At 51.4% G+C, this 14,501-nt stretch carries 6 protein-coding genes; 3 read left to right on the top strand and 3 right to left on the bottom strand.

What is annotated here, in order from left to right:
- Positions 1-51: 51 nt before the first annotated feature.
- The 3 genes from pheP to FDX03_RS01415 all read right to left on the bottom strand — a co-directional run bounded on the left by pheP (position 52) and on the right by FDX03_RS01415 (position 4,912).
- Positions 52-1,446 carry a phenylalanine transporter gene (gene pheP / locus FDX03_RS01405; RefSeq protein WP_137345374.1) on the bottom strand — a complete coding sequence of 465 codons (1,395 nt, stop codon included), beginning with the start codon at positions 1,444-1,446 and terminating at the stop codon, positions 52-54.
- 125 nt (positions 1,447-1,571) lie between these two features.
- Complete coding sequence (locus tag FDX03_RS01410) at positions 1,572-3,770, bottom strand: TonB-dependent siderophore receptor (RefSeq protein WP_061067476.1); 2,199 nt, start codon at positions 3,768-3,770, stop codon at positions 1,572-1,574.
- A 59-nt stretch (positions 3,771-3,829) separates the two neighbouring features.
- Positions 3,830-4,912, bottom strand: a complete 1,083-nt coding sequence (locus tag FDX03_RS01415) for a YncE family protein (protein WP_061067475.1) — start codon at positions 4,910-4,912, stop codon at positions 3,830-3,832.
- A gap of 300 nt (positions 4,913-5,212) precedes the next feature.
- Here FDX03_RS01415 and FDX03_RS01420 point away from each other — a divergent pair, with 300 nt between their 5' ends.
- The 3 genes from FDX03_RS01420 to FDX03_RS01430 form a co-directional block, all read left to right on the top strand.
- Positions 5,213-6,388: a DnaJ family molecular chaperone gene (locus FDX03_RS01420; protein ID WP_048212354.1), complete on the top strand. Its 1,176-nt coding sequence runs from the start codon at positions 5,213-5,215 to the stop codon at positions 6,386-6,388.
- A 737-nt stretch (positions 6,389-7,125) separates the two neighbouring features.
- Positions 7,126-7,704: a LuxR C-terminal-related transcriptional regulator gene (locus FDX03_RS01425; RefSeq protein WP_137345375.1), complete on the top strand. Its 579-nt coding sequence runs from the start codon at positions 7,126-7,128 to the stop codon at positions 7,702-7,704.
- A 196-nt stretch (positions 7,705-7,900) separates the two neighbouring features.
- The coding region (locus FDX03_RS01430) for an autotransporter-associated beta strand repeat-containing protein (RefSeq protein ID WP_249356961.1) at positions 7,901-14,501 on the top strand (6,601 nt) is incomplete at its 3' end.

Here is a 14,501-nt window from a genome sequence, read left to right on the forward strand (position 1 = left end):
GTAGCATGAAGAAAGGACCGATCTCATCACCAGGATGAGATCGGTTAGATATTAGCGGGACTTGCGACGCAGCAGTTTGAAGGCCACGAACAGGAACAGGATCCACACGGGCAGCAGGATAGCGGACAGGCGCATATCATCCATGGTGCACATCAGCACCAGAATCATACCAAGGAAGGCGATGCACACGTAGTTACCCGCCGGATACAGCAACGCTTTAAACTGAGTATCACGCCCCTTACGACGCATTGCCGCCCGGAAACGCAGGTGCGCCAGACAGATCATAATCCAGTTCAATAGCAGCGTCGCAACCACCAGCGCCATCAACAGGCTGAAGGCTTTTTGCGGCAACACATAGTTGATCAGCACCACCAGCGACGTAATCGCGCCGGACAGAATCAATGAGTTTACCGGTACGCCACGACGGCTGACTCGGGTTAAGAACTTCGGTGCATTTCCCTGTACCGACAGACCAAACAGCATACGGCTGTTAGAGTAGACGCCACTGTTATACACCGACAGCGAAGCCACCAGGATGACAAAGTTCAGCGCAGAAGCCACCACGTTGCTGTCAAGATTATGGAAAATCATCACAAACGGGCTGCTGTTGGATTTCACTTCCTCCCACGGATACAGCGCCAACAGCACCACCAATGAGCCGATGTAAAACAGCAAAATACGATACACCACCTGGTTTACCGCTTTCGGGATACTTTTTTGCGGGTCCTGCGCTTCGGCAGCGGTAATTCCGATCAGTTCCAGACCACCAAACGAGAACATAATCACCGCCAACGACAGGATCAGTCCATTCCAGCCAGTCGCGAAAAAGCCGTTATAACGCCAGAGGTTATCGATGCTTGCATGTTCGCCACCGTTGCCGGAAACCAGCATCCAGATACCAAAGCCAATCATGCCGATAATCGCCAGGACTTTGATCAGCGCAAACCAAAATTCCGTTTCGCCATACAGACGCACGTTGACCAGGTTGACCGCATTGATAATCACGAAGAAAGCCGCGGCCCAAATCCAGGTTGGGACATCAGGCAGCCAGTACTGCATATAAATTCCGGCTGCGGTGAGTTCTGCCATGCCAACCAGCACAAACATCACCCAGTAGTTCCAGCCAGACAAGAAACCCGCGAACGGACCCCAGTATTTATAGGCAAAGTGGGCAAACGATCCGGAAACGGGTTCTTCAACCACCATTTCGCCCAGCTGACGCATGATCAGAAACGCGATAATCCCGGCAACACCGTAACCGAGTAATACAGCAGGTCCCGCCATCTGAATAGCCGGGCCGATTCCCAGAAACAAGCCTGTACCAATTGCGCCGCCCAGCGCAATTAACTGAATATGGCGGTTTTGCAACCCCCGCTGAAGCGTCGGTTCATTCGTCGACGCGGCATCAGACACGCTGGTGTCAGATGCAGTTGACGCGTTTTTCACGCCCTACCCCTGTGTGGTTTTTATTGAAGGGGCTTCTTTTAACATTTCAACCTGGTTGTCGCAAGGCGCAATCGTTTGGATACGCCGGGCATCCTTGCCCAACGCACCGAGGCCCAGGAAAAAAATCAGAAGTCGTAACTGACGGAAACCTTCAGCGTGCGTGGCTCGCCCTGGAACAGATAAGTCCCGGTATCATCAATACCTGACCAGTAATTCTCGTTGGTGACGTTATCGACCCCTGCACGCAAAATCATCTGGTTCTGATTTTGATTGAGTGACATACGGTAACGCACACCTAAATCCAGTGTGGTAAAACTGTCGAGTTTCTTGGTATTTGCCGCGTTGGCATACTGAGCGCCAGAATGGTTCAGCCGTGCCGTCGCGGTGAGTCCTTCAACAGGTTTAATATCATATTCAGCCCCCAGCACCGCATAGAAGTCCGGTACGCCGATTGCCGTCTTACCGTTGTTGACACCGTTTTGATTTTTACTGAGCGTCGCATCCAGCCACGTTGCACTGGCGTTCAGCCGCAGTCCTAACACCGGTTCACCAAATACATTCAGCTCCACGCCACGATTACGCTGCTCACCGTTGATTGCGTAATACCGGGTCTGGCTATCCAACTGCGCAACCGGCATTTTGATTTCAAACAGCGCCAGTGAACCGCCTACACGCCCAAAGTCTGTTTTGACCCCAACCTCATTCTGTTTTGCATGGATGATTCCGGTGCTTTGACCGTAGTTCACCGCACTGCTTGGCGCGGTGCTGCCAGGCTGTAGCGATTCGGTATGATTCGCATAAAGAGAAAGTTCCTGCCACGGCTTATATACGACACCGTACGTCGGCATCCAGCGGCTGTCATCAAAACTGTTCTTAACGTTTTCAGCGCCTGTTTCTTTGTTGTAATCACGTACCACGACCTTTTGGTGGCGGGCACCGACGGTAAACAGAAGCTGATCATCAAGCACGCCCAACGTATCGCTGAGTAACCACCCCTGGCTACGCGTACGTCCACTGGTTAACGGATCGCTATAGTTACCTCCCGTCGCCGTCACCGCTGGTTTTGCTACAGCTTGCGTATCGTAGATATTGACGTCCGGACGTGCGGCACGTGACCCCATGCGCCAGGCGATTTTGTCTTCTTTAGTGACGGCGGAATAGCCTACATTAACCTTATGTGACACAAAACCCGTATCAAAATTCCCGCGCAGCCCTGCCATCCCGCTGAACGCATCAATAATACGATTGGTATCAAGGCGTCCGGCTTTGGCGTCACCGGCCTGGTTGTATATTTCCGGGGCACTGTACAAACCAATTTCATGCGCGTGCTGCGCACCTAAACCAGCGTAAGCGGTCCAGTTATCGGTCAGATCATATTCCGTGCGCGCCATTCCGAACTCATTTTCAATATCGCTATAACCCCATCTCTGGCTATAGTTGTGCGTATTTTTCGGCAGATCGGGGACAAATGGTACATAGTAGACATTGATCCCCATGTTACCGCCGTGAAACGTCTTTTTTTGATACCCGACGTCTAATGAACTGCGGAAACGGTCGCCACGGTAATCCAGTCCCAGCGATGCCAGCGTGGTACGACGTTTATCGTCGTCAACCGCCCCCTCCCCTTCACGATGCAACAGATTCACACGGGCACCGACCTGGTTATTGTCACCAAAACGACGTCCGGCATCGAGCGACGTTCCCACCTGTGAGTCACTGGTGTAGTCCATACCAAGGCGTGTGATCGGCGTATCGTCTGCATGCTTGGGTTCAAGATTAATCATTCCGCCAACGCCGCTACCGGCCGCGCCATTGAGCAATCCATTCGCGCCTTTAAAGATTTCAACGCGATCGATCATCTGCGTATCCACCACCTGGCGCGGCAGCACACCTGATAATCCACCAAAGGTCATATCATCGCCGTCAAGTTTCAGACCGCGAATACGGTATGTCTCTGCGTAGTTACCGTAGCCTTGCACCGCCTGCACGCTCGCGTCATTGGCGACAACATCGGCTACGGTCTTAGCTTGCTGATCTTCGACCAGTTTTGAGGTGTAGCTTATAACGTTAAATGGCACATCCATGGCATTTTGCTGACCAAGCATCCCCAGCCTGCCGCCATTGGCGACCTGGCCGTCGAGGAAAGCAGGCAGTAACGTATCGCCACCGGGTTTAAAATCACGTCCCTCTGCAGCCTGTACGACAATGGTATCTTCCGCTTCTGTCGGGGTTTCAGCAGCATTCACCGTGCCGGAAAGCGCGCCAATAGTAGCAGCCAGCACAGTTTTTCTCATTAATTGTGCGTATGTTTTAGTCTTGTCCATAGCCATGCCATTAAAAGTCTGACGACGTTGCCGGAGAGCGCCCCGGCAACATGTTGTTATTATTTATTCAGATCAATACGCACCACGTTATCTGGCGCGGAGGTGGAGTGGTCTTTATTGAATTTCTGTTTCACGGTGACAAACAAGGTTTGGCCATCAGCAGAGAGCAACAGGCTGTTTGGATTGGGGAGGAGCTCCCAGCTTTTCTTCACGCTGTAATCCGTTGCGTTCAGGCTAAGCAATTTTCCGGAATCACGCTGGGTAATATAGATTTCATTACGCTTCGCATTGAATTTCACCGCCAGAGAATCCCCGATATCCAGTTGTTTGAGCAGCTTGCCCGTATGAATATCCAACACCAATGTCGTTTTCGCTTTGGAATTGTCGGTGACAAACAGGCGACCGGTTTGCGGGTCTTCCGCCATATTCAACAGCAACGCGGGTTTATCGCCCAGCGGCTGCCAGCGTTTTTCAACGCGCTGAGTACGCGGGTTGATAACCAGGATTTCACCGCCGCCATTTGCCGCATAAATACGCTGCGTCATTTCTGAGTAATGCAGTCCGGTCATCCATTTACCGGTATTTTTAATCCGGGTTTTTAGTTTCAGCGTTTCGGCATCAACCACCCAGATCACCGCCGGATCGGCAACGGCGCCAATATAGAGCAGACCGTTATGCAGCAGTACCTGACGCGCACCGTATGGGAAACCTTGCGGGTTACGTTCCGGGAACAGCACGCGATTCTTCACTTTGCCGTCTGCGGCATTCAGCGCGCTTAGACCACCATCCAGAGAGTTGGTGACATACACCGTTTTACCGTCTGGCGAGATAGCCATACCAAAGTTTTTCAGATCGGTGTGGCTCAGACCGATGGTCTTCAGCGTTTGCGGATCCAGCTTGTAAACCACCCCACCCTGAACATCTTTGAACCCTTCCGCGCTGGCGACGTACAGCGCATCACCCGCAGGACTCAGCGCCATTTCATACAAGCCGTCAGCCAGTGCGCGTTGCTGAATATCCGTTGCTGCCGGTGCGATTGCTTTTTCCTGTGCCAGCGGGTTACTGGCTGGCGTGGCGTTAGCTGTGCAGCCGCTCAATGCAACGGCAGCCAACAATGCCAGAGCGGATGTTGTTTTTTTCATTGTCAGGATCCTTACCAGAATTCACGCAGATTGTTAATATCAAAAGAGAATGAGAACTATACGCATTATCTTTATCAGATCAAGAATAATTAGCCGGTGAATAAAAAAGATGAAACGAGGGTTTAAAGACATGAAGAAGTGCGCGCCAGTACCGCTTTTTCATAATTACAGTTAATTATTCTGGACGAAAAGGCATCGCAGGCCACAGAATGCACTTTACTGTTTTTCCAACATTTTCAAACGGGTGAACCTGTCGTGGTTCAGTCACTCGTTTTTGAACCACGCCAGGCAACGACTGTCATGAATAAGATCATTAAACGACTTGAGATCGTCAAAAGCGCCATCGAACTGGAAGATGAAGAGATTATTTTCCAGCAGCTGGCGCATCTGAAAAATGAACCTTTGCCAGTCATTCCCGGCGTCATCGTGCAGGCGATTGAAGAACGGCGTTTCGGCGATGCCCTGCGTGAAATTACGCACTGGCTACAATCCCAGCGCGCAGTATCAACGTGGCAGGACCCCGGCATTGCCGCCAGTAAGCTCGAACTGAAAGCGCTTGAAACCCAACTGCGTGATCTGATTGATAAGCGCAACACGCGCATTCAAATCCTCGATGATTTCAATGACCTGTATCATCTTCGCCTCGGACCGTTAATGAGCCGAATTCTCGAACTGCGTAAGCAGTTGGCCGCCAGCGCACAACGTAAGCAAGAAGCAGAACGAAAACGTCGCGAAAAAGATTATCAGTCCTGTCTGCACTATATTTCACAGGCCGTTGATCAACTGGCGAAACTCAAGCAGCACTGGGTAAATCTGAGTTCGGACTCCCGCGAATCCGTGGAAACTCGCCAGCGCATTCAGCAACAGACTGAGCTTATCACCGCCCTGCTGGCGGAAATTCGTGAACTGGAAAACGACTTTTCTCGCCAGGACGACAGCGCGACCCGTCAGGCACAGGAGGAAGCCAGCCACGAATATGATGAATATCAGGAACAACAGCAGGATGCGCAGCACCGCTACACCCGCGACCAGCGGCTTTCAGCGGATGAACGTAATGAGTTAAAACGCCTGTGGCGTCAGGCCAGTCGCCTTTGCCACCCGGACGTGGTAGCGGATGACCTGAAAGAGAAAGCCCATCAGATGATGGTGCAGCTTAATCAGGCACGACAAAATGCCGATCTGGCCGCAGTTCGGGCATTGCTGACCCAGTTACAAAGCGGACTCGAACCGATGATGGCAAGTGATCGATTAAACGATCTGCAGCATTTACGTAGCAAGATTCAGCAGCTCAGGGAGCAAATTAATGCGCTGCTCAAAGAGATTAGCGATCTGGAAGCAGAAAACGCCTGGCGTCTTGCTACTTCAGTAACAGACAAAGAAGCCTACTTCTCCGATCAGCAACGGGCACTGACCGAAATCCGCACTACGCTGGAAATGCAGGTACAACAAGTGGAGCAAGAGCTATTGGCTGGCTGAGAAAATGCGCGTACAAAAAGCAGACAAAAAAGCGGCTGCAAGACTGATTTTCAGATTAAGCACAAAAAGCTTACTTCAGATTAAACACCTTAAAATATTAACAAAACAAGAATATAAATCTAAATTATTTTCATTTTCAGCCCATTAATTCAAATTAAACACTATTTTCCCCTTCCAAACATTTAGCTCCTTCCCTGCCCGGCCTTTGATTAAGAATTCTCCTGGTTGTTTCCTACCCCGTTAAGAAAATCACATATCTGTTTGAAATTAATAACAATTAACAGTATTCCCCCTCTAAACCTATAGGAATCCCCTGTCATTATCGAATCGACGGACACAAAACTTCGCCGATCAATAAGCGAAATCTATCAATCATCTTCACAGAGGTGATATAAACGATTTATCTTAAATTTTAACAAAGTGTAATATCCACTTTAAGAATAGTTAATGATTTAAATAAAGACAGATATTATCTGTTGATATCCGAATAAATAAGGATACGTTCAAAGCAAAGAGCGAAATATACCCGTCATACTTCAAGTTACATATGCGTTGGCTGCGTTAGTTCACCTCAGCCACATAGTATCTGTACGCCAGGGAATTCTCTCCCCGGACTTCCTGTAACTTGAATTATTTAGGGCATACGAGAATTAATTAACATTTCATGCATCGCGAGAAACTCTTTTTTAACCAAAAAAAGAGGCGACTGCTTGCACCAAAATTTCAAGGAGATCGTTATGTCTAAAGCTATTTTTTTGGGTGACTCAATTTACCCCTGGCTAGGCATGCGAGAAATCCTACGTGGCTCATCATTATATATTGATATCGCGTACCATTCCTCCCAGACGCTTTCTGCCGTCCAAACGCTATCTTATAAAACGGATTGCATCATTATTAATCCTGACAAGTCAGATTTTTTAAAATATGCCAGGATTATCCGCAACATGGCTATACGACCATCCACAACGATCATCGTGTTAGCCGATGAAGCCACTTTTTCTATTTTTCAAACAGTGTGCGGAATGGCCCTGCAGTTCCTCGATCAGGACACCAGTCTTGATCAGCTATTGCAAACAATCACTCGTATCATCGACAGAAAAAATCCACGCAATATCAAAGAACTACAAACAAAAATAACGACCAACGAATTCAATGTGATGATGATGCTAGCCCGCGGGTGGTCACTGGCACAAATCGCCGGAGTATCGCAAAAAAGCGAAAAAACAATCGGGGCGTACAAAAGCAACATTGCCAGAAAGCTGGGTAAAAGTAATACCCGGCTCAAGTACACCATTTCTCACTATAGCCAGCCGTAACTGACTTATTTAAGGATAGTAATCACAGTTAATTATTAACAGATTTTCTTTCGGCTCATTTTTTAATTCCGCCTGGCCCGGAAGGGATCGCTATTTTCGAAAATCGACATACCGGGTAGCACATCCGCGTGCCAACCATCGCCAACAACTCAACGCATTAACACATACATAACAGGAATGTAAACGAGGGTTATATATGAATAAGGTTTACAGCATTATTTGGAACGCGGCACTCGGCATCTGGGTTGTCGTCTCTGAATTAACCAGAGGTAAGAAAAAAAGCAGTTCACGTAAAACTGTTGCGGTACTGGCCGCCAGCGCATTAAGTGGCGCTACGATGATGGCCTCAGCTGCGCAGATTACCACTACGGGCGATCGAAATATTTCTGACGACTTCCAGAACGGTATTTCTGCAGGCGTTTATCAGGTTCCCCACGACTACGGCTTCTTATATGAAAATAATACTGCCAGTCAGACACTCAATATCAGCGGCGCAATCCCGACGATTAATCCGGGTCAAAGCGGCGTTGTAGAATCAACCACCATCAGTGAGTTACTGCGAACAGGAAAAATCACGCTGCAGGCTACCAGCCCAGGCCAGGGTGCAAAAACAATCACCACAGCAGAAGAGCTGGCGGAATACCTGACGTATAACCAATCGGCTACGCCTTCTCAAAGCGAAAACTTCGAGGTGGTTGACCCGGCATTCCCGGACGGCACAGAAACCATTAAGGTCTATGATACCAATGTGTTAAGTAGCTTTCTTACTAAATCGCAAATCGGCGATTCCGTATTAAATACTTATGATGCAACCAGGTCTGAAATCTATAAGCAGTTTGGTATCGCGCTGGCAACCGATGGTGCTACGGCCAACCTGAACATAGGTAATGACACCCTCAATGTACGCGACAAAGCCAATACCATCGAGTTACTGGCCAAAGACTCCTCCTTACTGGAAGCACAAGGCGCCAACAGCCAGGTAAACTGGCAGTCTGACAACTATATAAAATTTAACGCAGCACCCGTGATCCCCACACAAACGTTCACCGGCTCAGCGCAAACCTCTGTCTTTGGCGATGATGTGTCGCTGATGACTTATGGCTATGATGCAGATGGCAAGGTTATCGAAACCGGGGTGCGCACATTCACCATTACCAGTACGCAGGAGTTGGCTGATTTTAACGACTTCCTGTTGGGCAGAAGTGCCGACGCCGCAGAAAATGCCAATGGCGATAAGGTCAGCCAAATCCAATTGTGGCTGGAGGCTGAAGAGGTCACCACCGTCACAGCAGCACAAGCAAAGTATGCCGGGTATATCGATAGCTTAATTAATTCCAGTCAGCCGTCTGATGAACTCACCTGGGACTACAAAGTCTGGACCGATGGAAAGTCACATATCAACAACGCCACTGCCGCCCGCGGTGAGTTGCATGCCATTTATGCCAACGGCGCTGGCACCACCGGTACTCTGAACAAAGAGGCGATAATTGCCGTTGACGGCAGTATCAATGGCGTCATGAAAGCCATTGATGGTGGGGTTATCAACAACCTCGGCGAGCTGAATGCGCTACGCAGTTCTGGCGGGCAAAGCCTGGCGATTGGCATGTTGGCGCAAAACGCCGAGGCAACCAACCGCGGGACTATCAACTCAGGTCTGTTCATTGATAAAGATGGTAATCAGAACGTTAACAGCTACGGCGCATTCGGTATGCAGGGACAAGGTACCAGCGTTATCACCAACGAAGGCACCATCAACCAGGCGATCACCACCGATAACTTCGGCACCGCATCTGCCGCCGATCCCTGGAGCAAGGATAAACCTGATACTTCGCTGACGTTGGCTATTGGTATGCAGTTGTCCGGCGAGGCAAAAGGTGTCAATAACGGCAATATTAACGTCGTCGACGGACGTAAAAACGGTGCGTCTTACGGTGACGGCACCGCCTTTGGCGTGGAAGTCGCCGGAAATGCGACCTTTACCAACAGTGCTGATGCCGCTATTTACCTTGGTCGTGACGCAAGTAACCTGACCCAGGATGTCATCATGCCAGGTGGTGCCAGCCTGAGCGCCGGAATTATGACCAAAAGCGCCAAAGAGGTGATTAACAACGGTCTCATCACGTTGGGCACCGGTGTCCGTAACGCGGCAGGAATTTTGATCGGCAACGCAACAGGCAACGTACTGAATACGGGCAACATCGTCATCAATGGTAATGGGGATGCGGGGAACAACAAGAACTACGGCATCTCCGTGCGTGACAGCGGCACGGAAAATAATCAGGAAATCCGCAACGACGGCAAGATTAACGTCAACGGCACGAATAACGTGGGGATCCACGTCAGCGCCAATAACAAAAATGCCGAAGTAACCACCAGTGCCACAGGCTCTATTATCGTGGGCGGTACGGGTGGCATCAACGATCGTAACTACGCCATCTGGGCTGAAGGAGGCGCCAAAGGTCAGGCCGTGGTCAACGTCTACTCCAACATTACGCTGGACAAGGCCGGGAACATCGGCGTACACGTGCGTGATAACGCCATTGCTAACGTTGATAGCCTGAGTAGCCCGGTGTTCAACAACACCGATCAGATTGGCTATTATCTGTATGGGAAAGACGCGATCGCCAATATTGGTCAGGCGGTGATGAATGACAACGGTCAGGATCGCACCACCATTTTCCGTATCGCCAATGGCGCATTGCTGGCCGGTAACACCACCCCTCCTGGCGGCCAGGCCAGCTCCAACCTTGACCTTACCCTCAGCGGTAAGAACTCCGTTGGCGTTCTCGCTACCGGTGCAGGCAGTCAAGTCGATACTGGTGAAGCCACATTTACCGTGCAGGGTAGCGATTCCGCAGCACTGGTCATCGAAGGCGGCGCCAGCGGTAATATCAGCGACAAAACCACCATTAATTTAACAGGTGAACGTACCGTTGCCGGGGTGGTTGATGGCCAGGCGCATCGGTTGAATGGCAGCGCAGAGGGTAATGCCACCAGCACTACGCTTACTTCAAACGCGAAGATCACCTCTGAAGCCAGTGGCAATGAAGTGATCGCCTATATAGCGAGAAATCTGGGTAACCTGATCCTCGATACCAAATCAATTATCGATCTGGCCAGCATCGACAGTATCGGCGTGGACGTTCAACAAGGCGGTAGCTTAACCAACAACTCCTCCAGCGCCCTGCATGTCAGCAACGGCATCGGCGTTCGCGCGTCGGGTGCCAGTGCGCAAATTAATCAACTGGGCCAGGTTAAGGTTGATGATGGCACCGCTGGCGTATTACTGACGGAAGGGGCCAGCCTGCAGATTAACGGCATTAGTGGCGACAGCATTACCACCAACGGTACTGCTGATGGCATTCGCCTGGCAGATAAAGCCGGCGACCTGTCAGCGCAGCATGTGAAGATCCGTGCTGATGGCACGGGCGCAGGCATTCAAAACGATGCTAACAACACCAATATCACACTGCAAAATGTGACCATCGATTCCAACGACGGCGCGGGGATCCGCACCAGCGTAGCCCTGAACATGAAAGATGGGCTTAACAACATCCTTAACGTTAACGGTAAAGGTACCGGCTTCGCCTTTGAACAGCGCAATGGTGACGCAGTAACGGGCAATCTGACCATCGGCACAGGCTATACCATTGAGGTACTGAACAGTGAAGGCAGCGGTATCCGCGCCAATACTGATGGCCGCATCGACACCAAGGCCGACATTAACGTACACGACAGCGCTGGCGGTTCGGCAATCATCGCGAAAAACGTCAGCGCGTTAACCAACCGTGGCAAGATTATCTCTGCCAGCACCACCTCCCCGGTAATCGACGCCAGCGGTGACAGCAGTAAAGCCATTACCAACACCGGCACCCTGCAGGCCATCACCGACACTGCGGTGGCCATTCAGTCTGGTAAAGGCAATGACACCATTGATATCAGCGGCGGTGTCACCAGCGGCGTAATCAATACCGGTGAAGGTATGGACACCTTCAACTGGCGTAGCGGCACCTATGCCGGTGAAGTGAATTTCGCCGGTACTGGCGGTAACAATAAAGCCAACATCGGCAATGTGACGCTGGAGAACACGCGCCACATCATTACCGCTGCCGGTACGGGCAACGCCCTCACCTTCACCGATACAAAAGATGCGAAGATTGGAACGCTGGTCAGCGACAACCTGACTACCGGCACGAATATTGGCACCGGCTGGGATTCGCTGACCCTCAGCGGGTCAAACGCGGATGTCCGCATCGTTGAAAACCTGAATCTGGCAAGCAAAACTATTGCTGTAAACAATGGTGCAACGCTGCGCACCGGCGACCATGTCGAGCCAACCAGTACTGCCGCCAGTATTGGCGACTACAATGTCACAACCCAGGGCGCAGGCAGCAGGGTTATCTTCGATACCCAGGGTGATAACACCGCGGCGCAAATCTATAACGGTACTATCAGCGGTGACGGGAAGTTTGAACGTGCGGCGGGCGGCACCACGGTCTTTACCGCCAACAACAGCTACACAGGCTCTACCACCATTGCGCAAACAGGTACGTTGCAGTTAGGTTCCGGCGGAAACACGGGCGAAGTCAGCACCGAATCTGACATCATCGATAACGGCATACTGGCAATTAATCGCGCCAACAACGTCCTGCTGAACGGCGTTATATCCGGTATCGGTGCACTGCAGCAAATAGGTGGCGGCATTACCCGTCTGACCGGCAACAACACCTATACCGGCGACACAACTGTCACCCATGGCACGCTGTTGGTGAATGGCGATCAAAGCGCGGCACGTGGCGCAACCACCGTCAGCGGCACCTCCACACTGGGTGGGAATGGCATTATCGGCGGCAACGTGTTGATGAACGACGCCACAACGATTAGCGCTGGTGACGGCGGTGCGGGTACGTTATCCATTAACGGTAATCTGCAGCTTGGCAGCAAAACGACTTCCGCCTTCGAACTGGGCCAGGCCTATACGCCAGGCGGTAAGCTGAATGACCTGATTAACGTCGCAGGCAATTTGCAACTGGACGGGACTCTGGATGTCACCACGTCATCGGGCGGGAATTTCGGTCCTGGTGTGTACCGTATTTATAACTACGGCGGTACGCTGAATAACCAGACGCTGGAGTTAGGAGCTGTACCGGACACTCAGGATAAGAGCAACATCTTTGTCCAGACCTCTATCGACAAACAGGTCAACCTGGTGAACGCCAACGGCGTTACCCTACAATTCTGGGATGGCGCAACCGTCAATCAGAGTCACGGCGCATCCGGCATCGAAGGCAACAGCAAGATTGACGGCGGCGACGGTAAATGGATGGCGATCGGTGCTCAGGGCGACAACAACTGGACAACATCCACCGGTGAGGGCAACGCCCCGTGGGCGCAGAAGTCATTTGCCGTCTTCACCACCAAAGGCGGTACCGTTACCGTGGATAACGCTGCAGGTGAAGTTAACTTCTCCGGGGCGCAGTTTGATGCCGATGGTTACGTCGTAAAAGGCGATGCACTTAACGCCTGGGCCACCACAGAAAATGCCACCCATGCGGGGCAGACGCCGGGGACCGGTGAACTGTTGCTGCGCGTAGGCGCCGGCGGTGCGGGACAAAACTTTACGGCAACCATTGAGTCAATCCTTCGTGAAGCCAGCACCAACGACAAACTGACACTGGTGAAAACCGACCTCGGTCGTCTGATCCTCAGTGGTGATAACGCGTATCGCGGCGGGACGCGCATTGATGGCGGTACGTTGCAAATCTCCTCCGACAACAACCTCGGACAGAGCGGAACCGATTTGGCGATTAACAACGCCTCGACGCTACAATTAGGCGCGGATTTGATCAGCAATCGCACCATCGAGCTGGGCGCCAATGCTAATGCGGCCGTATTCGATCTCAATTCGCACCACTTCACGCCGACCGGGGAGATTACCGGTGATGGCAAACTGAAAGTCACCAGTAGCTCAAGCGATGCCGGCAGTATTCTGACGCTCGACCGTGCCAACAGCTACAAAGGCGACACAGAAATTGCCGGTACCGGTAATAGCAACAATGTGACGGTCAATGCCAGCAAAACCGGCGTGTTCGGCAGCAACGAGAGCAGCACCATCACGGTTAATAATGGGGCAACGCTCAACATCAGCGGCGCAGACACCCGTCTGCAATCACTGACCATGAACATTGCCGACAGCCTGTTAACGCTGGCCGATACCGTCACAGCAGCCAGTGCCAAACTGAATCTGACAGGTAAAGCCAAAGCCGTACTCTCAAACAATGCAACAGCCGGTGACGCGACGGTCAGCGTGGCAAAAGACAGCACGCTGGCGCTGGAAGACAATGCCAGCGGCGGGAATGCCATGGTGACCAACAGTGGGCTGATGACCATGGCCGATGAGGCGATGGCAGAAAATACCCGCGTGGTCAACCTTGCAGGCGGTCTGGTAGATGTCAGCGCAGTCAACAGCAAGACTTCCATAGGTTCATTGTCCGGTGCGGGTAATGTCGAACTGGGTAGTAAGCAACTGTCGCTGGGGAATCTACACCTTCCAGACACCATCAGCGGCATTATCAGCGGCAACGACGGCAGCCTGGTGAAAGTGGGTAACGGTACGTTAATCCTGACAGGCGACAACACCTACACCGGTATCACGGATGTCAATGAGGGTGTGTTGCTGGTCAACGGCAATCAATCTGCTTCTACCGGACAGGTCACAGTGAAATCGGGTGCCACCCTCGGCGGAAACGGTATTATCGGCGGCGCGGTTGATGTGCTGGACGACGGTCATATTACCG

The organism is Citrobacter sp. wls827 (assembly GCF_005280875.1).
GTDB classification, from domain to species: Bacteria; Pseudomonadota; Gammaproteobacteria; order Enterobacterales; family Enterobacteriaceae; genus Citrobacter; species Citrobacter youngae.

What these genes read in the sequence shown, in the direction of transcription:
- FDX03_RS01415 (WP_061067475.1), bottom strand. Translation starts at nt 4,912, where the DNA reads ATGAAAAAAACAACATCCGCTCTGGCATTGTTGGCTGCCGTTGCATTG.
- FDX03_RS01410 (WP_061067476.1), bottom strand. Translation starts at nt 3,770, where the DNA reads ATGGACAAGACTAAAACATACGCACAATTAATGAGAAAAACTGTGCTG.
- FDX03_RS01420 (WP_048212354.1), top strand. Translation starts at nt 5,213, where the DNA reads ATGAATAAGATCATTAAACGACTTGAGATCGTCAAAAGCGCCATCGAA.
- FDX03_RS01425 (WP_137345375.1), top strand. Translation starts at nt 7,126, where the DNA reads ATGTCTAAAGCTATTTTTTTGGGTGACTCAATTTACCCCTGGCTAGGC.